Annotated in this window: 18 protein-coding genes; 8 read left to right on the forward strand and 10 right to left on the reverse strand. The window is 51.3% G+C overall.

Annotation, left to right across the window (positions count from 1 at the left end; genetic code table 11):
* Positions 1 to 12: 12 nt before the first annotated feature.
* Entirely contained in the window at positions 13 to 1,434 is a 1,422-nt protein-coding gene (locus ACYZZ0_RS05470) for a M16 family metallopeptidase (RefSeq protein ID WP_461535583.1), read from the reverse strand.
* 208 nt (positions 1,435 to 1,642) lie between these two features.
* Here ACYZZ0_RS05470 and ftsY point away from each other — a divergent pair, with 208 nt between their 5' ends.
* From ftsY to rpoH, 4 genes are all read left to right on the forward strand, one after another.
* Positions 1,643 to 3,232 carry a signal recognition particle-docking protein FtsY gene (ftsY, locus tag ACYZZ0_RS05475; protein ID WP_461535584.1) on the forward strand — a complete coding sequence of 530 codons (1,590 nt, stop codon included), beginning with the start codon at positions 1,643 to 1,645 and terminating at the stop codon, positions 3,230 to 3,232.
* Positions 3,233 to 3,356: 124 nt separating this feature from the next.
* Positions 3,357 to 4,040, forward strand: a complete 684-nt coding sequence (ftsE, locus tag ACYZZ0_RS05480; RefSeq protein ID WP_461535585.1) for a cell division ATP-binding protein FtsE — start codon at positions 3,357 to 3,359, stop codon at positions 4,038 to 4,040.
* Positions 4,037 to 5,011, forward strand: coding sequence for a permease-like cell division protein FtsX (gene ftsX / locus ACYZZ0_RS05485; protein WP_461535586.1), 975 nt, complete (start codon positions 4,037 to 4,039; stop codon positions 5,009 to 5,011). The genes ftsE and ftsX overlap by 4 nt, the downstream gene beginning before the upstream one ends.
* 381 nt (positions 5,012 to 5,392) lie before the next feature.
* Positions 5,393 to 6,250: an RNA polymerase sigma factor RpoH gene (rpoH, locus tag ACYZZ0_RS05490; RefSeq protein WP_461535587.1), complete on the forward strand. Its 858-nt coding sequence runs from the start codon at positions 5,393 to 5,395 to the stop codon at positions 6,248 to 6,250.
* 89 nt (positions 6,251 to 6,339) lie between these two features.
* Here rpoH and ACYZZ0_RS05495 read toward each other — a convergent pair whose 3' ends face one another.
* From ACYZZ0_RS05495 to ACYZZ0_RS05525, 7 genes are read right to left on the reverse strand one after another with little or no spacing between them, the layout of a single operon-like run.
* Positions 6,340 to 7,338, reverse strand: coding sequence for a type VI secretion system baseplate subunit TssG (locus ACYZZ0_RS05495; RefSeq protein WP_461535588.1), 999 nt, complete (start codon positions 7,336 to 7,338; stop codon positions 6,340 to 6,342).
* A gap of 3 nt (positions 7,339 to 7,341) precedes the next feature.
* Complete coding sequence (tssF, locus tag ACYZZ0_RS05500; protein ID WP_461535589.1) at positions 7,342 to 9,114, reverse strand: type VI secretion system baseplate subunit TssF; 1,773 nt, start codon at positions 9,112 to 9,114, stop codon at positions 7,342 to 7,344.
* Positions 9,107 to 9,547, reverse strand: a complete 441-nt coding sequence (locus ACYZZ0_RS05505; protein ID WP_461535590.1) for a GPW/gp25 family protein — start codon at positions 9,545 to 9,547, stop codon at positions 9,107 to 9,109. The genes tssF and ACYZZ0_RS05505 overlap by 8 nt, the downstream gene beginning before the upstream one ends.
* A gap of 49 nt (positions 9,548 to 9,596) precedes the next feature.
* Positions 9,597 to 10,892: a type VI secretion system contractile sheath domain-containing protein gene (locus ACYZZ0_RS05510; protein ID WP_461535591.1), complete on the reverse strand. Its 1,296-nt coding sequence runs from the start codon at positions 10,890 to 10,892 to the stop codon at positions 9,597 to 9,599.
* Between the two features lie 55 nt (positions 10,893 to 10,947).
* The gene (locus tag ACYZZ0_RS05515; protein WP_461535592.1) at positions 10,948 to 11,538 is read right to left on the reverse strand and encodes a type VI secretion system contractile sheath small subunit; all 591 of its coding nucleotides are present in this window, start codon (positions 11,536 to 11,538) and stop codon (positions 10,948 to 10,950) included.
* Positions 11,539 to 11,596: 58 nt separating this feature from the next.
* Entirely contained in the window at positions 11,597 to 12,130 is a 534-nt protein-coding gene (locus ACYZZ0_RS05520) for an Hcp family type VI secretion system effector (protein WP_461535593.1), read from the reverse strand.
* Between the two features lie 12 nt (positions 12,131 to 12,142).
* On the reverse strand, positions 12,143 to 13,615 hold the full coding sequence (locus tag ACYZZ0_RS05525; RefSeq protein ID WP_461535594.1) for a type VI secretion system protein TssA: 1,473 nt from the start codon (positions 13,613 to 13,615) through the stop codon (positions 12,143 to 12,145).
* A gap of 251 nt (positions 13,616 to 13,866) precedes the next feature.
* Between ACYZZ0_RS05525 and ACYZZ0_RS05530 the strand changes: the two genes are divergently transcribed.
* On the forward strand, positions 13,867 to 14,694 hold the full coding sequence (locus ACYZZ0_RS05530) for a TraB/GumN family protein (protein ID WP_461535595.1): 828 nt from the start codon (positions 13,867 to 13,869) through the stop codon (positions 14,692 to 14,694).
* Positions 14,695 to 14,727: 33 nt separating this feature from the next.
* Here ACYZZ0_RS05530 and ACYZZ0_RS05535 read toward each other — a convergent pair whose 3' ends face one another.
* Positions 14,728 to 16,182, reverse strand: coding sequence for a tetratricopeptide repeat protein (locus tag ACYZZ0_RS05535; protein WP_461535596.1), 1,455 nt, complete (start codon positions 16,180 to 16,182; stop codon positions 14,728 to 14,730).
* 141 nt (positions 16,183 to 16,323) lie between these two features.
* Here ACYZZ0_RS05535 and ACYZZ0_RS05540 point away from each other — a divergent pair, with 141 nt between their 5' ends.
* The 3 genes from ACYZZ0_RS05540 (at position 16,324) to ACYZZ0_RS05550 (ending at position 19,335) form a co-directional block, all read left to right on the forward strand.
* The gene (locus ACYZZ0_RS05540; RefSeq protein ID WP_461535597.1) at positions 16,324 to 18,354 is read left to right on the forward strand and encodes a type VI secretion system Vgr family protein; all 2,031 of its coding nucleotides are present in this window, start codon (positions 16,324 to 16,326) and stop codon (positions 18,352 to 18,354) included.
* Between the two features lie 37 nt (positions 18,355 to 18,391).
* Complete coding sequence (locus tag ACYZZ0_RS05545; protein WP_461535598.1) at positions 18,392 to 18,949, forward strand: DUF6931 family protein; 558 nt, start codon at positions 18,392 to 18,394, stop codon at positions 18,947 to 18,949.
* 89 nt (positions 18,950 to 19,038) lie between these two features.
* Positions 19,039 to 19,335, forward strand: a complete 297-nt coding sequence (locus ACYZZ0_RS05550; RefSeq protein WP_461535599.1) for a hypothetical protein — start codon at positions 19,039 to 19,041, stop codon at positions 19,333 to 19,335.
* A gap of 49 nt (positions 19,336 to 19,384) precedes the next feature.
* Here ACYZZ0_RS05550 and ACYZZ0_RS05555 read toward each other — a convergent pair whose 3' ends face one another.
* Positions 19,385 to 20,761: a YdgA family protein gene (locus ACYZZ0_RS05555; protein ID WP_461535600.1), complete on the reverse strand. Its 1,377-nt coding sequence runs from the start codon at positions 20,759 to 20,761 to the stop codon at positions 19,385 to 19,387.
* Between the last annotated feature and the right edge of the window lie 90 nt (positions 20,762 to 20,851).

Consider the following 20,851-nt stretch of genomic DNA (forward strand, 5'->3'; position numbering starts at 1 on the left):
AGGCTGGCATCCTCACTGCACCGCCCCCTCGCCACTGGAGCCCGAAGAACTCTGCGCCGATGCATAAGCATCAACAGCCGGACGTAACCGGGCAACCGACATTCTGGCGGGGATAAGATAACGTCTGGCAACGGCCTGTACCTGCTTGGCTGTGACCTCCTGCAGGCACAGCAGATCCTGATCAGCCAGCTTCCATGAAAGACCAACACACTCCAGCATGCCTAACTTGCGCGCTTGCGAAATGATCGAATCCTGCTCATAAACCAGTCTGGCCACCAGCTGGCGTCGGACTCGCTCCATCTCCTCTGGTTCGGGAGGCTTTTCCTGAATTTTCCTGATCTGGCTTAAAATGCCGGCTTCCAGCTCTTCGAGAGTCTTATCCAGCCCGACATTGGTGACACCTACTATTTCCAGCAAGGTATCACCGCGGGAAATCGGGTTATAGGTCGCAGAAATTTTTGATGCCACTTCAGCACCAAGCACCAGCCCCGACTCCATTCGGGCACTCCGGCCACCGTCCAGCACACCTACCAGCATTCGTAATGCCCAGGGTTCCCATTCGACTTCTGCTGTCGTCAGGGCCGGCACATTAAAGCCCATCATCAATACCGGCACCCTGGCCCGGGCATCGACAATATCCAACTGCCGCTTTCCGGGCTCAGGCAGTGATGGCAAATGCTTGGCAGGCACTGTTTTCTCATGTAGCAGCCGCCCGAACCAGTAGCCGGCAAGTGTTCGGACTTCATCCGGATTAACGTCACCAACCACAACAACGATCGCATTTTTGGGCTGATACCAGTGCCGGTACCATCGCGCGATATCCTTGACTTTCAGTCGCTCCAGATCACATTCCCAGCCTTCAACGGTGTTGCTGTAGTTACTGGCCGGAAATGCCTGGGTCATAAACCGCTCACGTAATACCTGTACCGGCCGGTCCTCAACTCTGAGCCGGCGCTCTTCCCGTACGACCTGGATTTCCTTTCTGAATTCATCATCAGAGAACTTCAGCCCCAGCATGCGTTCGGCTTCCATCGCCATAACCATCGGCAGACGGTCTTTGGCGACGACCTCATAGAAGTAGGTATAGTCATTGCAGGTTCTGGATTTACACTTGCCTCCAACTTCCCGCAGCCGGCGACCAAACTCACCGGACTCCAGCGCATTGGAGCCCTTGAACATCATATGCTCCAGCATATGGGAAACCCCGGTCAGCCCGGCGGGCTCATAGCTGCTACCCACCTTGTACCAGACCTGAACCACGGCAACCGGAGCACGGTGATCTTCCCTGACAATCAGCTTCATGCCATTTTCCAGCACAAACGCCTGAGTCTGTGAGTTGGTTGCAGCCACAGCCACGCCTGCCTGTAGCACCTGAATAAACAGGTACTGCAGCATCAATAGCAGCAATAAAGGGCGCAACACAGATTTATTCATTTTTATCACCCGGATACGGGCTCGTTCTGTTCATAGAAATGCAGGAGAAATGTTAGGATAGACAATTGTCCGAAATTTATTTGAAAGCCTCGCCCGGCAGGCGTTCCTTTCAAATAAGTTTCCAGCCGGTACATCGTGTACTAGATTTAAGCCCCCGGCTCCTTCACCGTCACAACAGGAACCGGCCATACCAAGCAGTAATACATCTATGTTTGAGAAAGACGAGAATAAACCCCGCCGTTTCTGGCCGTGGGGTCGTAAGGATGAGCAGGCCACAGAAGAGGCTGTAGAACAAGAAACTGAAACAAACGAATCTGCTGCTGAGCCAGAGGCTGAAAAGGCTACCCAGCGCCGCTTCTGGCCGTGGGGCAAGAAAGAACAGGAACAAGCTGCTGCAGAGTCTGAGCAAAGCCAGGAAGAGGCTAAAGAAACGTCTCCTGCAGTTGATACTGCAGTGATCTCTGAAACAGCAGCCCCTGAGCAGTCTGCTTCGACTGAACAGCAGGAAGTAGTCGTTCAGCCACAGAGCGAAGCATCCGAGACCAAGGCTGAGCCTGAAGCTGTAGCCGACTCGATTAAAGAAGACACTACCAGCCCTGAAATCAGTCCGGAAGTCTCTGAGCCAACTGCAAAGGTTGCAGAAGAAGAGCAGATCACAGAAGCTGTTGTTGCTGAACAGCCCCAGGCATCCGAACCTTCCATCGAAAATATCGTCGAGCATACTGAAACAGCAGAAGCAGCACCGGTTAAAGCCGAAACCGAGACAGTTGCATCTGGTGAGGCAGTACCGACTGACAAACAGGATGCTGCACCGGAAGCAGCTGCACCAGCCGTCACTGAAGCTGACCAGCCTGAAGAAGAAAGCAAGATAAGCAGCTTCTTCGGCCGCATGAAAAAGGGTTTGAACAAAACCCGTAATGTGCTGGTTGAAGGGGTCGCCACCCTGATGCTGGGCAAGAAGGAGATCGACGACGAACTCCTGGAAGACCTGGAAACCCAGCTGCTAACCGCAGATGTCGGTATCGAGGCAACCACCGAAATTATCAACGAACTGACCCGCAAGGTCAGCCGCAATGAGCTCGCTGATGCTGAAGCCCTGATCACTGCCCTGAAGCAGGAGCTGGCGACTATTCTTGAGCCTGCCAACAAACCGCTGGTTATTCCCCAGTCCGACAAGCCTTATGTCATTCTGGTGGTCGGCGTTAACGGTGTGGGCAAAACCACCACCATCGGTAAGCTGGCTCGCCGCCTCCAAGGCGAAGGCAAGAAAGTTATGCTGGCCGCCGGTGACACCTTCCGTGCAGCTGCAGTAGAACAGCTGCAGGTATGGGGCGAGCGCAATCAAATTCCGGTTGTTGCCCAGCATACCGGAGCAGACAGTGCATCAGTCGTTTACGATGCCTTTGAAGCCGCCAAAGCCCGCCAGATGGATGTCCTGATTGCCGATACTGCCGGCCGTCTGCACAATAAGGACAATCTGATGGAAGAGCTGAAGAAAGTTAAACGGGTTCTCGGCAAGATTGATCCTGAAGCACCCAATGAGGTGCTGCTGGTACTGGATGCCGGTACCGGTCAGAATGCCCTGAATCAGGCTCGCCTGTTCAACGAAGCTGTACAGCTAACCGGTCTGGCACTGACCAAGCTGGATGGTACCGCCAAGGGTGGTGTTATTTTTGCGCTGTCCAAGCAGCTGCAGACCCCAATCCGCTTCCTGGGTGTCGGTGAACAGATCGAAGATCTGCGTCCGTTTAACGCGGAGGAGTTTGTTGAAGCCCTGTTTGATACCAGTAAAGGCTGATAGATAACAACAGCAAACAATAACCAGCCAGAGGGCTCTGTAACAATAACGATCTGTCCATGGATGGATTGGCAGAGCCCGTAGCTACCATGTAGCCACACAGCCGGACAAGGGATGCAAAAAATTGATTCTGTTTGAAGGCGTCAGCAAACGTTTTGACGCAGCCCCGAATAGTCGTCAGTCATGCGGTCTTGAAGATATCGACTTCAGCATGCAGGCCGGAGAAATGGCATTCCTTACCGGACATTCCGGTGCCGGCAAAACCACCCTGTTAAGGTTGATCGCTCTGATGGAGCGACCAACCCAGGGTAATATCAAAGTGGGAGGGCATGATCTCTCCCGCCTTGGCAGAGGTGAGATTCCCTATTTTCGTCGCAACATTGGCGTGGTGTTTCAAGATCACCGGTTGCTGATGGATCAAACCATCTTTGACAATGTGGCTCTTCCTCTGATGATTGCGGGCTACGAGCGCGAAGAATGCCAGCGCCGGGTGCGGGCTGCACTGGAGATGGTCGGGCTTTCGGGCCGGGAACAGCAGCTTCCCAAAACACTGTCCGGAGGTGAGCAACAACGCGTCGGCATCGCCCGTGCTGTTGTTAACAAACCTCCCTTGCTACTGGCTGACGAACCCACCGGTAACCTTGACCCCAAGCTTTCAGTCGATATCATGCGATTGTTTGAAAACTTCAACCAGTCTGGTGTCACAGTTCTGATTGCCAGCCATGACCTGTCCTTGATTGCCCGCATGCGCCACCGTGTCCTGACACTGGAAAAGGGTCGTCTGGTCAATGATCAGGAGATAGCATGAGCCAGACAAACGAGCCTTCAGCTCCACGTGGAGCGGCCCGCCAGACAGCTGCTGAGTTTTCTCTAAGCTATCTCACCAGCCTGCATAAGGAAGTTGCCAGCACAGCTTTTCATCGCTTGTTTAAAACTCCGCTGGGCACCGCACTGACCTGCTTCGTCATTGCGATTTCCCTGACCTTACCGACGCTGCTTTATATCGGTACCGAGAATCTGCGCGAAGTTGCCGGACGCTGGGATGGAACACCGCAAATGACACTGTTTCTGGAGAAAGAAACAGCCACTGACAAAATATCAGCCCTGCGGAAAAAACTTGAGAATACCTCTGAGGTGGCTCAGGTTCAGTATCTGACCCCGGATGAAGCACTGGCCGAATATGAGGCTTTCTCCGGCAACAGCAACCTGGTTCGCCACCTTAATGAAAACCCGCTGCCGCCGGTCTTTATTATCCAGTTCGATGACACCGTCAGTGCTGACACCGCCGGGCAGCTGCAAAGCGAACTGCTGCAAAACCCCATCGTGGATGTTGCCCAGCTGGATCTGGAATGGGTTCAGCGTCTGCAGCAATTAAACCGGCTGGCCAGCCAGGGTGCTCTGGCTCTGGGCTTGTTATTCGGTATTACCGTGTTACTGGCGATAGGCAATACCATCAGACTGGCAGTAGAGAACCGCCGCTCCGAAATTCGTATTATCAAGCTGGTTGGCGGCACTGACGGTTATGTCACACTGCCGTTTATTTACATGGGCATGTGGTATGGCTTACTGGGTGGTTTGCTGGCCTGGATTTTAACCGGCGCACTTGCTTTCTGGCTGAATGACAGTCTGAATGAACTGGCCAGACTGTATAGCAGTGATTTTCGCCCCCATGGCCCGGATATTCTCACCGGGGTAGCACTTTGCTTCAGTGGAGCAATGCTGGGTGTACTTGGCGCAATTATCAGTTGCAGCCGCCAGCTGCGAAGTGTGGAAATTTAATTCGGCAGGTCATGGACTATCTGTTCGAGCGACTTAAAATCACGCTAGAATACGCGCTAAAATAATAGTAGGAAGGCCTGAAAAATATCATCTTGTTTCAGGCCTTCACAAAGGAACTTTCGTGCATAATCAAAGTCAAAAATGAAGGTGGAATATCTGCCTCTGATTGACTAAAAATCATTAACGAAATTGCTCCTGCAAGATTCAGCAGGGAATGATTTCGAATCAGCTGCAGTAATGTAAAGTTGCCTGTAAAGAAAAGTCGCCTGTAAAGATATGTGAGTAAATATCTCGATTATTTACCCTGCAAACAGGCTCGCACGGATGAAGACCGGAAAATATCAGGGTACACTGTGATTCCGTTTTACACTTGGAGTTATCATGGGAACCAGTCTGCAAACTGTTGATATGCTCGTACCGGGTCAGAATGTAGAAGCCTACATCCAGACTGTCGGTCGTATCTCTGTACTGAGCGTGGAACAGGAGCGTGAGCTGGCTGAAAAGCTTTACTACAAGAATGATCTTGACGCTGCCCGCCAGCTAGTACTGTCACATCTGCGCTTTGTCGTTCATATTGCGAAAAGCTATGCCGGATATGGCCTGCCACAAGGTGACCTGATTCAGGAAGGTAACGTTGGCCTGATGAAAGCCGTCAAGCGTTTCAACCCGGAAGTGGGTGTACGCTTGGTATCGTTTGCGGTGCACTGGATCAAGGCAGAAATTCACGAGTTCATTCTGCGCAACTGGCGTATCGTCAAGGTTGCAACCACCAAGGCCCAGCGCAAACTGTTCTTTAATCTGCGCAGTGCCAAAAAGCGTCTTTCCTGGCTGAATAACGACGAAGTCGCAGCCGTAGCCAAAGACCTGGATGTAGAACCCCACGTTGTTCGCGAAATGGAAAGCCGCATGGCAGGCCAGGATACCGCTTTTGACGGTGCGACCAACGACAGCGATGAAGATACTTCATGGCAGGCACCTGCCGCGTGGCTGGAAGACCGCCGCTATGACCCAGCACATCAGCTGGAAGACGCAGACTGGAATGCGTCCGCTGCTGACAGCCTGCAGCGTGCCATGGAACAGCTCGATGAACGCAGTCAGGATATTCTCCGCTCCCGCTGGCTGACAGAAAGCAAAGCCACGTTGCACGAACTGGCAGACCGTTATGGTGTTTCCGCTGAGCGTATTCGACAGCTGGAAAAGAATGCCATGAAAAAGCTTAAAGCCAGTATGGTTGCCTGATAGCTCTGTTTAGCAAGACCCTGAGTCGATTGCTCAGGGTCTGTTATATCTCTCTCCTGTCCGTTCCTGACACTATTTTCCCTCAGTCACTACAACCTCAACTGCACCAGCTGTCTCGGCTTGTTTCTCGGTACCAAGCATTGATAAAGACCCAATCTGGCTTTTCCACTTCGTGCAGATAACACCGGCTCAGGCACCAGTGCCCGGGGTTGTAACAGAAATACCGAAACAGGCGTCTGCTGTCCCATATAAAGCCGAACCAGTTCAAACAGGGCATCCCAAAGTTTTCTATCTCCCAGTCTCTCATGCTCCTTGCGGGTTCGAAGGGTCAGAAGAATTTCCAGCCGCCAGGCATCAAACCAGCAGGCTGTACCAATCAGAGCTCCCCGTCCCAGCCGGTTATTCTGATACTCGGGCTCAATTCCCGCATCAGCCTGTCGCGCTACATCGGCATTGAGCCTCGATAAACTGTCTTCCGGCAACACCGTACGACGGGGAGGCGCTGCACGCAGCAATACCTTGACCTGAAACAAAGTGGTCATAATTTGCTGCAGAGATTGAATGTTCCGCGTTTTACTACCCAGCAACCCGATATAAGGCACCAGCAGTTCAGAGCCGAGATAACGGGTTCTGCCGACCCCGACCAGAGATAACAACCGCCGGGACAGATGATTCTGTTCACCTTTTCTGGCAGCCATTTCATATTGAATGGTCAGGTCATATTTCACCCGTACTTGCCAGGTCCGTTCGATAAAGGTGTCATCAAACAGGGCGAAGAAATCCCGGACTGCCAGCTCTTTGCGACTATCAGTCTGATTCAGGGCCAGCTCCCGTAAATAATTGGGGGCAACACCCAGTCCGCCACCCAGAACCGGGATATGGCAGGTCGCCCGCCAGCCACGACGGGTACAGATAACCTGTTGCAGTTCAGCCCCTCGGTATAAAGGTTCCTGCAAAACATTCACAAACAGGGGAATACTTCGCCCTTCACAATAGACCTGCTGCTGAAACAGGCGATAAAGCTGTTCAAACTCAAAGCTGTCCGGGCAGGCTTGCAGTCGCTGAATGATCGAAACTTTATCGGCCATCGGTCATAACCCTGCTTTTCGCCCACTACGCACCGGGCAGCGATAATAGATCCCGGGCTCACCCTTCAATTCAATACTAAGTCGAGTATAAGTATTGAAGCTGCTGAACCCTGCCAACAACTGATCCAGTACATCAATTAATAAATGAACTGAAGCATCACCCAGAAACCGGCTATCCAGAGTGAGCCCAAGTTCTGCGCCCTGGGCATGGCAATGCCTGCCGGCGATAACAATGGGCCGGGTCATATATTTGATATCCAGAGCTGATAATGACTCCAGCCAGACCAGCGCCTCACTTTCCCCTCGCGAACACAGGCGGATCAGATGACGCAAGCCCTCTACCGGCTCCTCAGCCACCAGCAGCGACTCAAAATTGAACTGCAATAAAGACAACAGAGTCCAGCTGCTACTGTATCCGGTTGAAGGTAGCTTGCGTCTTGTTGGCGGATAGACAAAACGACTGGTGCCCGGCAAATGAAGATCAATACAACGCAGCTCGATATCATGCCGCAGCGATTTGGGCAGGTCGCCATTACTGCAGGTGATATCCACAGCAAATATTTTGCGGTCGTTAATAGCCGGATTAAAGTCTATGTCAGTCATGGTGAGATAGGCATGCAGCTTACCCCACGGATCACGTCCTCCGGTTTCCAGCCAGTACAACCCTCCGGGACTATCCCCATAACGACGTCCATATAATGGCGGTACTTCAACAGGCTCATGCCGGGTAATTTCGGTGACACTGTTGACTGAAAAAGTTTCCAGTCTCGACTCGGCTCTGGCATCCGGCGTTACCCGTTCCCGCATCCGGCTGTAATCCAGAATCAGCGGTTCGGCCTGCATATCAAACAGATTGACGACCGGAATACAGTTCAACCGAAAGTGACGGGCTTCCACCAGTCTGGACAAACTGCCTGGTGCATCCTTGAGCATCAGATAGATAACCATCTGCCGGGGATTAAAACGGTTAATCATCCGCCGTAATCCCCGAACCCTGAAGCCGAGAAAGGGAACAGGAAAAGCGACCACTTCATACAGCCGCTGCAATCCACTGAAAGTATTAGGGGTGACCGGTAACAGATGGTTATCATTCAGCCCCAGAGGCTCAAGTGCTGACTTGCCCAGCGATATACCATCACCGGCACCAGGACCGGCTCGAACATCCAGCAGTTTCCCCCGGATCAGATCATGTAACTGCCGGCTTACCGCCGCTTCTGCCACAATCTGAATATCCAGCTGGTCACACTGAATATCACTGACGCCTTTTCCCCCGACCAACCCACCAATATTCAGCTCCAGCATGGCACTGGCGGGAACATCCGGTACAAACCGGAAAGGCGCCAGATTCAGAGCTGCACCCTCTATTCGTAGCGGCGTTAACTGGACTGGCCTGCAGCTGCGAAATGTACAAACCTCACCGTCAGGTGTTTCTGCCTCAAAGTGCTGGTTCTCTTCCAGCTGAACAATCCGGTCCAGACTTTTATCCGGATCAACACCCAGCAGTGCAAAAGAAGGCAAGCCCCGGGAAAACAATGGAAAAAGAAGTCTGAGCAAACTGTCACTCAATTGAGGCCAGCTGTCATCAAGACGCTGATGCAACCTTGCGTTTAGAAAGGCAACTCCTTCCAGCAGACGTTCGATATGTGGATCAGTGACACCGCCTTCATCCATGCCCAGCTTTTCTGCAGTATCCGGATGGGCACGGGCAAACTGCCGCGCCCGCTTACGCAGAAAACCCAACTCACGGGCATAGTAGTGAAGTAAAGAGTCAGTCACGCCCGGCCTCCCGGAAGCGACAGTCACCGGTGTCCAGACGAATGCGGGTTTCCAGATTAAGCTGACGCCGGGTATCAGCCAGCGTAATCCGGATTTTCAACTGCAAGGTATTATCCCGACCATCTCCGGGTAACAGTGATACCAGCGCATCTGCAATGCGCGGCTCAAAAGTGCAGACCAGTTGTTCCAGCTCGTGACAATAATCCTGCAGCTGTTGTGAGTTTCGCAAAGACTGCAAATTCGCCACCCCGAAGTGGCAAAGAGAATAATTCAACTCAGGCAAAAACAGCTGTTGCTGCACCAGCAGCTCCGGAGCAAACAATGGCTTGCGGCTGCTCAACAGCTGCAACAAGTGAACGGCAATAGCATTACGTTCCGGATCATCGGAAATCATCGGCCATTCGGGACTCAGCGCCTGCAGCAAATCTGCCATCTTTACTCCAGCTGCTAATAATTTAATTCTGACTACAGCTCAATTCTGATTACAACTCAGTTCTGACGACGATATCTGACGCCAGATAGTCATACTGAAACTGAGGTTGAAGACGAATCACACATTGGTAACAACCCGGACTGCTGCCTTCTTCCTCCAGCTCCACCGAGGCACGGCGTAACGGATAGCGTGCCATAATACTGTCTTCACCATAGTCCACTTCACTGCAATAATTCTGCAGCCAGCGATCCAGCCAGGTTTCTGCTTCCAGCACAGAATCAAAACCACCGATATGGCTGCGAATCAGAACTTTTAAATAGTGACCGAAGCGACATCCCATAAGCGTGCTCTGCAGCATCGCACCGATTTTTTCATCACTGCTGTCCCCAGCCTGATAAACAGAGTTATTGTCAAAAAATGCCAGGTACTCCGTCATATAGCCGGTAGACAGAGGCATAAAGCCCTGCTCTCGCCAGGCGCTCTCAAGCCCTTCAGACAATCTGTAGCGAACCTGAGGCATAACCAGAAAGCCTGAAGCTTCATCTGAATACCCCGGCAGATTAACGATCCCGCCATGAAACTGGCCGGCCTGACAGCTACGCAGGTAGCCAAACCAGTTAAGACGATCAAATTCCCGCATCACCACAGAAGCAAAAGCCCAGGCACCACTGGCCCAGATCATCGCTTCCTGTGGATCCTCTTCACGATAAATGAAGCCATCACAGACGCCATCAAATGCAGACCTTACCTTGACAGGCGGCCAGACGACTCCCAGAAACCGGGCTTCATCCTGCTGTCGTAAAAGATTCCAGCTGGCATATTCAGGTTCGTTAAAGCAGCGATTCAGCCTAACCGGAGAAGTTGTTATTTTCTCATCCCCTTCCCCGATAAACGCTTCAGACAACGATGTCACTACAGGGCATAAACACTTCGCGCCCAACGTGGCGACTAGCTGCAGGGTATAGAGATCATCCCAGGTGGAAAAACCGGGAAACTCGGCAAAGCGCAACATATCGGCACAGGGTTCATAATCCGCAATTAATAAGCCGAAGGGTTGTCCACCCGCAGTATTCAATTCTTCCTGCCCAATCCGCTGATACAGCACGCTGCTTTCAATCCGCATCGCATTGTTCAGATCATCGGAAAGTTCTTCCCAACTGCAGTCCAGAATTCTCAGCTGCACCTGTTGGTGATTGACTGGCAATCGCGCCAGCGTTTCCAATGCACTCCAGCGGGCTTCCAGATTTTTATAGAGAGGGTGGCGCAGAATTTCACCAAGCTGCTGACTCAGCAAGGTATCCAGTTCTGTCAGCAGATTATTTATAAAATGATCCCAGTGATCCACGGCAGATCCATATTTTGCAGGTATAGAGTTGGCAGATCCCGCTTCAGCTTAAGCGTTACTTTCTTCTCAGATATTCCAGCAGCTCCGGATCGCTGTTTTGTAATTCCCGCAACATAGCCTGCAATTGCTGCATTCGATCCGGCTTGTGTTTCAGGCTCGCCAGATCACAGCGCACCCGATGCAGTCGTGCCAGAAAAGGAACCTGTCCGACAATACGAGCCGGGGTGAAGTCGGCAAGTGATGAAAACTTTAGCGACACCTGCAGTTCACCGCCATCCGCCAGCAATCTGTTTTTAACCCTGAATGACAACCCTGGCCGAATAGATGCCATGACACTACTGATGTTTGTGCTGTTGATATCAACAAAACGTCGTTCACGAAGAGGCTTTTTTCCCTGTCCCTGCTGGCTGCTCTGAGCACGCTTAAGCGCTCTCCCGACAGGAAGCCCTGCACGCAGGGCCTCCGGAGGCAATGACAGCCTTGCAGCAGAGCTATCGGGTTCCAGATTGCCGGAAAAATCCCCCAGCACACCGACAGTAAAAGGCAGTTCAACCTGCTCACGCCCCTCAGGGGTTTCAATTTCACAGGTCAAACTGACACGGTGATGCTGCCGGGAATCAAGGTCTTGCGGTTTAAAATCCTGCAAATCTGACAGACCTCCCCAAAAGCAAAGCCAAATAACCAGCGGGTAGATTTACTGGAGACTACTTCTTGCCTGAAATAACCTTGCCTGTAGGCAGGTCGTATGCAACCAGACCACCTGGCTCGAGCTTGCCACCTTCCGCTTCATGCCAGTGTTTAACCTTGATAGTGTTATACGCCATGGAAAGCGATTCAAAGGGTGTAGCACCGTCACTACCGTTAATGGAGTACGACACAAGCCGTGCTTTTTCCAGCTTTAACTGGATATAAACCTGAGCGCCTTCGCCAGAGCGATCCGGCTTGGTACAGATCAGATCAATGGTTTTACCTTCATCCCCTGGCATATAAAGTGAGGACAAGAGGTTTTCAGAGGCACCATCAACTTCCTTGGTGACGGTCATTTCATTCATGGCAACCATCCCTGAGTCGGCATTCATACCGTTACCGATATCCATACCAACCGAGCGTACTGCCCCCCAGGAAAACGTTTTTACCGCGAACCAGCCCTGTTCGCTCATGCTGTCACCACCGGTGAAAACAGCTGTTGAACCTCCCTGTACATCTCCACCCTCAATGCGCATATAAAGGCTGGCCATGGGTTAGATTCCTCAGATCAGTTGTTGAAACATGCCATCATCAGCACTGTCTGCCGGTTTTGCCGGTGATGAGCTGCTATTTGAATCCGTCGCGGTAACTTGCGGCGGAGAACGCTCGGCGCTGTCGCCTGATGTCGTTGGTACAGAAGAGACTGCAACTTCAGGGGAAGTGGCTGCTGTCATACTCGAAACCGGGGGAGTTACCGGGGGCTGCACTCTGGTCGTAACCTGGGGCTCAGGCATCAGTTCCAGCTCCTCATCCAGTTTCATTCCTGTCAGATCACAGATCCTGTTCAAGGCACCGGCATGATTGCCAACCAGTTCCTGCATTAACAGCGGTAACGGTAGCCGACCCCAGTACAGAGCCCGTTCAAGTAACAGGGTAACCGGACTATGGGGTTCCGCCTGCCGAAAGTACTCTGCCAGCTGTCGCAGTTGAGCGTAGGCCTGATTTCTTCCGGTTATCGCATCACCTGCTGGCAGCCCTGTCGCCAGAGGCACTGCCTGTATGCTGCTTACCTGGGCTTCATCAGTTGCGGCTGTATCATCACTGGTAACATCTACAGTCGAATCTTGCTTTATTTCATCAACAACCGGTGCAACTTCCGGTTCCTCTTTTGGCTTTTCCGGCCATACTCCTGCCGGTTTGGCCAGCGTTTCAAGATACGACAGTGCTTTATTGATCGCTCTTCGCAGCAGGTTAAAGCTATTGATCCGCCAGATGCCTTTGGCACGCTGCTCCAGCATCTGATCCATCGACTCCAGCAGCTGGTCGATATGCCACATCGACTCAACATTCTGTTTCAGCACTTTTTGCTGCGACTGCATTTGCGGCTTCCATTCTTCCAGCAGCGCCGGGAGCTGCCCCTGTTGCTCTGCAATCAGAAAGTCAGCCAGATTCAGTCCGGACAGCAATGGTGCCAGTCGCATCGGCATCACCAGCAAGCCACTCTCTTCACTTTCACCGGCCAGCATTTGCAGCGGTGCTACTCGCTGCTTCAATTGCTCTGCGGGAAAGTCCTGCCAGTTTTCTGATGAACCGGCATCAGCTTTTCTATCCTCACCTTCAACCTGATCTCCCGTATCGGAAGCACCGTTACCTGCGTTCCCCGAGTCTTGCTGCTGTGGCGCTCCGGGATATAGATTCCACCAGAAAAGCTCTAACCATGCATATAGCAGTTCCAGAGTTCTTTCAACACATTCCCAGGGCCTCGGTGCAAAAAACTGGGCCTCACATAGCCACGCCAAGAGCTCCAGATCATGTGTTTCCTGTTGCGACAACTCAATCAACTGCCGGCTCAGGTTTTCCCAACTTTCACGACACTTTTCTTCCAATGGCTGACGGAGAGCACCATCAGTTTCCTGCTGCATCTGCCGGAAAGCAGTACGGGCAATATTGTAGTCATTGCGCAATGGCCGGAACCGGCTCCGCTCAGCCTTGATCCATTCGCCACAGGGCAGCTCTTCCGAACAGGGCTGCTGCATGGCCTCAATATGCTGAGCCGTAAGAAACATAAACGCCGTACAAGCCAGAAATTTAAATAAAGCGTGAGACTGGAAGAATAGACTATCCCGTCACAGTCTGTGTGCAGCTTGATTCCGACGAGACAGGTGTTGATATTTGACCTGATTTACAGGAGTTAAGATGATGGACGACCGTCTAACATAAAAAACAACAAATGAAATTCACAGCTGTATTTCGTAAGACCATACTTTGCTTATCTGTAATTGGCCTGATGTCTGCGCCAGTAGTGACTAATGCCGCAAGCTCTGTCTGGAAAGTATCCAAAGGAAATCAGCACCTTTATCTGGGTGGTACTATTCATTTCCTTCCGCCTTCCCAGTTTCCCCTGCCTGAAGAGTTCCAAACCGCATACCGAAACAGCGAATCTGTCGTACTGGAAGCTGATGTCCCCGGCCCACAGGAGGTTCAGGCTCAGCAGCAGATGATGATGGAAATGACATTTGCTGACGGCCGAACACTCGACCGGATGCTGTCGGAGGAAACCTATAAGGCTCTTAGCCATTATTTCAGTGGTTTTGGCGCAGACCTTGAAGCATTCAACAGTTTCAAGCCGGGATTTATTGTTACCCTGATGGCAGTAATGGAGGCCCAGCGCGCCCGGCTTTTTGGCGAGGGCGTAGATGCTTATTTTGATCAGTTATCCCAACGCGATAACAAGAGTCAGGAGTATCTTGAAAGTCTGGGCTTTCAGGTGGATCTGATCCGCAATCTGGGCAAGGGTTACGAGGATGAATTTATCCGCTCCAATATTGAGCAGGTTGGTCAGTTTGAAGCGATGTATACCAACTTCCTGCCAGCCTGGCGTGCGGGAGATATCAAGGCCATGGAGGAGATTTTCCTGAAGCCGGTCATTGAATCAGATCCGGTTTTTTATGAGTCGATGATCGTAAAACGCAACAAAAACTGGATCGCTCATATCGAAAAAATGCTGACTGACGAAGATAAAGAGTTTGTGCTCGTTGGAGTCGGTCACCTGCTGGGTAAGGACAGCGTTATTACACTGCTACAACAGAAGGGGTATCAGGTATCACAATTATGATACCTGACTGAACCCGTTGTTTATTCCTGTTGTTCAAAGCTGTTGTTCAATAAGTTGTTTCGGGGGTTCAGACACAGCTTCCAGCACTGCACCCCGATCCAGCATTTTTTCATACAGGAACTGCGCCCGACGCTGGGCGCTTTCCAGCTCATCCGAAGACAGCTGTCGTCCTACGGCATCCCGCATCGACGAAGCGGAAGGTGATCCATAGGCCGCAGCCACACTGAAACGAATATAGGCCTGGGATAAATCCCGCACCAAACCCTGGCCTGTTGCCCGCATCACGCCCAGCAGATAAAGGCTGTAGATATCCCCCTGGCTTGCAGCCGCTTCCAGCAGCTCTGCTGCATCCATGTAATCTGCACTGCCACGACTCTCTTTCCAGATCAGGTACCCCAGTAACCGCTGTCCCTGACGTAAATTTTGTGCTGCTGCCTGCTTTAACCATCCCTGCGCCTGCAGGTCATTTCGGGTCAGGCCATTTCCGGTATGCCACAAACATCCCAGATTGTAAGCTGCCAGAGGGTCTCCTGCCTTTGCCCCGGCCTCAAACCATTCGGAAGCGTCATTACTTCGCTCAACTTTCAAATCCAGAATCCCCAGCTGGTTCCAGGCCGGAACAACAGCCGGAATAGCCTGACGGAAATACTGCCGGGCTTTGGTCAAGCTATCTGTTTGAAACCGTCCTGACTCCACCAGTCCAAGCCAGTATGCCGCACGGGGCTCTCCTGTCAGAGCGGCCAGACTCCAGCTATTGATGGCCTGCTCTTCACTCTGGATACCTCCGATACCGTAATACTGCATCAGGCCAAGATTTGCAGCCGCTTCGGCACTGCCCTGGGCAGCCCCCAGACTGAGCCAGTACCTTGCCTGCTGATACTGTACCGGCACATGTTTGCCATCCCGGTAGAGCAAACCCAACAAAACCTGTGCAGGTTGATAACTGCATTCAGCCGCCTGCCTCAGTCTGAACACAGCCTGATCGGTATTGGTTGCAAACAGATTGGCCGCCAGACGCCATGATGCAAGGCACTCACCTTTGTCTGCAACTTGTCTCAACAACTTCATTCCCCGCTCAGGGTCAGGTTCTGCCATCTGCCCCCGCATTCTGATCAGCCCAAGTGTCAGCTGAGCGGTCTGGTTTCCTGATGCAGCACGCTCTTCAAATATTGGCATCAGGTCGGAAAAACGGCGATACATGACTTCCTGCTGCTCTTCACTCAATAACAGAGGCTGGTCCGGCTCCGGAAATGTCCACGCGGGCAACAATTTCAAAGCATCGACATAACACCGGGTACTTTTCCCGGTGCAGTGCAAACTATGGGAAAGTGGTGTAACAGCGGGCTTCATTACGCCTGCCGTCTGCAGAATATCTTCAATATCCGGTTCCGGGCTGACAGGTTTGGGAGCACTGCTGCAGGCTGTCAGTATGATCAGGACAGCAACGGCACAATGAGCCCGGACAACACGCAAGTGATGCTCTGACATAAGCTTCCCTTTGACCTTAGGCTAATCACCTTAGCAACCCTTGATACCCCTTGATGTCTGCTGACCGTGACAGCAAACCGTTCACAGGCTTAACTATTGCCGAGAACTCATCATTTTCCAGTTATCGGGAGATACCTCATCATGGTGCAAATCCCTGATCCCGAAACCCGGGCGCTCAGTGCCAGACTGGAGGATGGCACAGTTCTGCCGGTAACCGAGCTATCGTTCACTGAATCGCTGTGCGAATCCTATAGTGGCGAAGCGGTACTACTGGCGCGAGGGCTGGATTCGGAGTCATTAATTGGGCAGCCGTTTGCAGTGCGCTATACCTCTGGCATGACAGGTAAGAGAAAAGCCACGGCACGTTATTTTCACGGGCTGGTCGCTACCGCATGCAATACCGGGTATTCACGAAATGGAGAACTTCAAACCTGGAAAGTGACTTTTCGCCCCTGGTTATGGTTGCTTTCAATGAGGGTTAATTGTCGTATTTTTCAGAATTTGAGCAGTCAGGAAATTATCGACAAACTATTACAGGAGCATGGACTTAAAGGCAGCTATCGTTTCAATAATCGCAGCAAACCACCACGACGTGAATATTGCGTGCAGTACAATGAATCCGACGGTGCCTTTATTAACCGACTGTTGAGGCAGGACAGTCTGCACTATTTCTTTGAGCATAAAGCTGATGGTCACTGCATGGTGATCAGTGACAATAACCATACCTTCAGCCAGTGTAACCCTAACGTCGGGCATTATATTGCCGCAGCCAATTTTACTGATGCCGTGCAGCAGTGGCAGCCGGCACGTAATATCGGCCCCTTGTCTCACTGCACCCGGGGCTACGAGCCCGATCAGGCTTCGCCAACCGACAGTGGCAGCACATCGGCAGCTACACGCTGGAGTAGCGGGCTGCAAATGGATTGTCATCTTTTCGATCCTGCCTGCCTGACATTGAGTGACAGCCGCCGGCTTAATACCCTTCAAGCTGAAGCCAGTGACGCCAAAGGCAATATTGTTTATGGCGAGTCCTCGCAGGCCGGCTTTTGTACCGGAGGTTATTTCAGACTCGAACAGCATCCTGATAAAAAGCAGACCGGGGATTACCTGCTGTTATCAGTATCCCACCGGCTGATTGATACCGCCGAATCTTCCGGTATTGAATACCGTAACAGTTTTACCTGCATGCCACTGGAGACCCCCTATCGTCCACCCTTGGTGCCTGCCCCCAAAATAACCAGTCTGCAAAGTGCACGGGTCTGTGGTCCAGATAACAGTGAACTTCATACCGATGGTAAGGGTGCCATTAAAGTCCGGTTTCACTGGGACAAAGATGACAACAAGGATGAAGAAGCGAGTTGCTGGCTGCGAGTCATGCAACCACTTTGTGGCAACGGATTTGGCTTTCAGGTTCTGCCCCGGGTCGGCGATGAAGTCTTGATCGGTTTTATCGACGGTTGTCCGGATCTGCCAATGGTTCTGGGTTCGGCCTGGAACGGACAGCACAAGACGCCGTTCGACACAGCTGAAATCTGTGGCCTGATATCCCGTTCCACAACCCAGGGTGGCTCTGATGAAGGCAGTCACCTGCTGTTTGATGACCGGCGCAAGGAAGAAAAGGTTCAGCTGAAGTCCCAGAAAGATCTGGAAGTGGAAGTGCTCAATGACCGCTCAACCCGGATAGGCAACGATGACACGCTGGCTATTACAGGAAAAGCCGACTGGCATGCAGATAAAGCCATTGCTGTATCTACAGATGAGACTTGGGATCTGAAAGCCAAGCAGGATATGAGTTTCTCCACTGATGCCAGCGGTACAATCAAGGCATCCAGTAACCTAGAGACCAGTGCAGGCAGCAGTCAGAAGCATAGTGCAAACAATGAAATGAGCTTTGATGCCACTTCAATAAAAATGAGCGCCAAAACCAAAATCGAGCTCAGCGTCGGGGGTAGCAAAGTTACCATCGCTCCGGATAGCGTCAAGATAGAAGCACCCCAGGTCAGCATCAATGGCCAGATGCGAGCTGAAATGAAGTCCGTGATGGCAACGATTGAAGGATCAGCAATGACAGAAGTAAAAGGACTGATGGTTTCAGTGAATGGCAACACCATGACTGAAATCAAGGGGGCTGCAATGGTAAAAATTCAGGGCGGACTCGCCATGATTAATTGATACAGTAATCTTCCTTTAATGCAGCGGAGCATGAGCCATGAGCCGTTTCAAGAAGCTTCCCTACAACAAAGCAAAAGAAGTTACAGATCGCTATGATCTCCGCCCCGAGTGCGAACCGCTGCTATTGGATGACCCTTCAGTTGCTGACTACATCGCACGCCTGCAGGAGCAGGATCTGGCCGGTGATCTGATCACTTTTCTCTGTTACGGCCTGCCCATCAGGGAAGCTTTCAGCTGGGCATTAAACTGTGTCGAGTCTGCAGATAACAGCTGGGCACCTGATGAGCTGGAAGCTCTGGCCGTAACACGGGCATGGCTGCATAAGCCCGATGACAGCAATCGCCGGCTTGGTGATCAGGCTGCCAAACGTTGCGGGCACAAGAATGGTCCTGGATGGTTGGCCCAGGCTGTCTACTGGAGCGGAGGGAGTTTGATGCCAGCTGGTGAGCCGGTCGTTTTGCCGCCAGATTTTTTGTACGCTCAGGCGCTGTCAGGTGCTATCAACCTGACCGCTATTCTTCCGGACGGAGCAAACGCAAATGAGCGTTACCAACAGTACACCAAACTGGGGTTGAGCATCGCCGCAGGCCGGTAATCTTTCACGCCAACACGACTTAAAAAACAGCATCAAGTTTCAAGCCTGCCTATATTGAAACAATCCTGAAAACCAATGAGGGTGATGCAATGGCTGATGATCTGGCGTTCAGAATTCAGCTTGGACTGGTGATGCCCAAGCTGAAACAACACATTGCTCCCGAGCTTTCCAAAATTGTTGAAGAGCTGGTCAAAAATGCACGGGATGGCTCTGCAGATGAGGGCGTCGATATGGCTCCGGTCAAGGAGCTGATAATGAAAGATCTGGATATTTTCCTGGACAACGAAATACTGCCTCCGCTGGAGCAAAAATATAACCCCAAACCCGATGAAGCTGAAACGCCGGAAGAAGAAGCACCTGCAGAAGAGGCTGCTGCAGAAAGCTGAAACAGTTAAACGACACAGCTCTGGCATGAGCCAGAGCTGTTAACACATTTTAGATTGCAGGCAGCGGAACGGGATTGCCATTCAGAACAGCTTTGCCTTCTTCCATTGAAAACTCAGCTGTGTATTGCTGTTCGTTGTGTACCAGTATTCCTTGAGCGGTCAGACTGGCAAGTACAATTTCAGCCTGTTGTTCACTGATTTTGTGAATTTCTGCTTCAGTAAAGTTGCCACTGCTTTTCACTTTCTCGGCAATAACCATCTCAGCCAGTTTCTTTGCCAGTGCTTTGTCAGCGCTGGAAGATGCACTCAGCTGAAGTTTTTTAAGCCAGTAACTTTCATCGTTCAACAGTTCAGGATTGAGGCTATAGTCCGACAGTTTCAGGCTCATATTACTGTCATATTTACCTTCTGGCAGAGTAAACCGCAGGCTGTCGATTTTAAATTCCGGTTTGGTTTCCAGCAGCAGCGGCAGACTGTCCAGTGCAATCTGGTTAATAACTTCTTCTGCCAAAGGCTCGCCATCAAGCAGCTTTGCAAATGTCTGGTTATAAGCCTTATTGAAAGCACTGCTGTAGTTTAACAGTGAGATATCAAATCCCAGCTCAGACACCTGAAATTCATCCACTTCGACTTTACCGACACCATAGCGTATTTGCATATCAGCTTTGGATGCGTCAGGGCTGACATCAATATCGGTAACCATGGTGATATCACTGACGTTGAACACTTCGCCATCAGCCAGTTGACCAACTGAAATTTGAAACTCGCCGTCATAAAGCTCATAGCTCATCAACTTATCCATAGACAGCTCAGCTGACAGCGTCAGATCCAGATTATCGAGCTTTACTACTTTATCACTGTCACCTATTTCGATTTGGGCGATATCACCATCATAATTAATGAACCCATCACTGCCAGTCCATGCCTTTGACTGATAGCCGCTGAACTGCAAAGTCACATCACCTTCAGTAACCTCAAATGCAGGAACCACTTCATTAAAAGAGATATTTCCAAACCAGCTAACCTGCCCTTCAGAACGATAGACAGGTTCGGAAATTGCCAGCTTCTGCTCCAATTCAGGGGTATTAATAATATGAGATTCCCAACTGAACCGGTTTAACCCCAGGCCGTGTTGGAAGGTAAAGGGACCATGAGCAATTTCAAGAGCGGTCTGGAATTTAATTCCTTTAAAATCACCCGCTTCTTCTTTGGATAATGGCGGAATAAAGTCAACCTTGACCACTGCACTGGAGGCAAACCAGCCTTTCTGAAAGTCTTCCAGCTCTACTGTCAATCCAGGATAATTATTGGCGCGGCTGATCTCTGCCGCCAATCGACTTTCTACACTGTCGCCGATTACTTTCGGCCCGACCAGAACACCCGCTGCAATAGCAGCTGCAGACAGGCCAATTATCATTTTTTTCATAACTTCGATCCCATGAAGTAAATAAGCTGAAGATCAGACAATCAGAGCCGAATGAGCTTATCACTGCATGGCATGTGACGTATACCTATG

Source organism: Spongorhabdus nitratireducens, from assembly GCA_947387575.1.
Lineage (GTDB): Bacteria > Pseudomonadota > Gammaproteobacteria > Pseudomonadales > Endozoicomonadaceae > CANDOC01.

Bases quoted from the DNA above. Each gene is read 5' to 3' on its own strand.
- ACYZZ0_RS05545 (WP_461535598.1), top strand. From the start codon at position 18,392: ATGAGCCGTTTCAAGAAGCTTCCCTACAACAAAGCAAAAGAAGTTACA.
- ACYZZ0_RS05525 (WP_461535594.1), bottom strand. From the start codon at position 13,615: ATGCAGCAGCCCTGTTCGGAAGAGCTGCCCTGTGGCGAATGGATCAAG.
- ACYZZ0_RS05520 (WP_461535593.1), bottom strand. From the start codon at position 12,130: ATGGCCAGCCTTTATATGCGCATTGAGGGTGGAGATGTACAGGGAGGT.
- ACYZZ0_RS05555 (WP_461535600.1), bottom strand. From the start codon at position 20,761: ATGAAAAAAATGATAATTGGCCTGTCTGCAGCTGCTATTGCAGCGGGT.
- ftsX (WP_461535586.1), top strand. From the start codon at position 4,037: ATGAGCCAGACAAACGAGCCTTCAGCTCCACGTGGAGCGGCCCGCCAG.
- ACYZZ0_RS05470 (WP_461535583.1), bottom strand. From the start codon at position 1,434: ATGAATAAATCTGTGTTGCGCCCTTTATTGCTGCTATTGATGCTGCAG.
- ACYZZ0_RS05505 (WP_461535590.1), bottom strand. From the start codon at position 9,547: ATGGCAGATTTGCTGCAGGCGCTGAGTCCCGAATGGCCGATGATTTCC.
- ftsY (WP_461535584.1), top strand. From the start codon at position 1,643: ATGTTTGAGAAAGACGAGAATAAACCCCGCCGTTTCTGGCCGTGGGGT.
- ACYZZ0_RS05535 (WP_461535596.1), bottom strand. From the start codon at position 16,182: ATGTCAGAGCATCACTTGCGTGTTGTCCGGGCTCATTGTGCCGTTGCT.
- ACYZZ0_RS05540 (WP_461535597.1), top strand. From the start codon at position 16,324: ATGGTGCAAATCCCTGATCCCGAAACCCGGGCGCTCAGTGCCAGACTG.
- ACYZZ0_RS05530 (WP_461535595.1), top strand. From the start codon at position 13,867: ATGTCTGCGCCAGTAGTGACTAATGCCGCAAGCTCTGTCTGGAAAGTA.
- rpoH (WP_461535587.1), top strand. From the start codon at position 5,393: ATGGGAACCAGTCTGCAAACTGTTGATATGCTCGTACCGGGTCAGAAT.
- ACYZZ0_RS05550 (WP_461535599.1), top strand. From the start codon at position 19,039: ATGGCTGATGATCTGGCGTTCAGAATTCAGCTTGGACTGGTGATGCCC.
- ACYZZ0_RS05495 (WP_461535588.1), bottom strand. From the start codon at position 7,338: ATGGCCGATAAAGTTTCGATCATTCAGCGACTGCAAGCCTGCCCGGAC.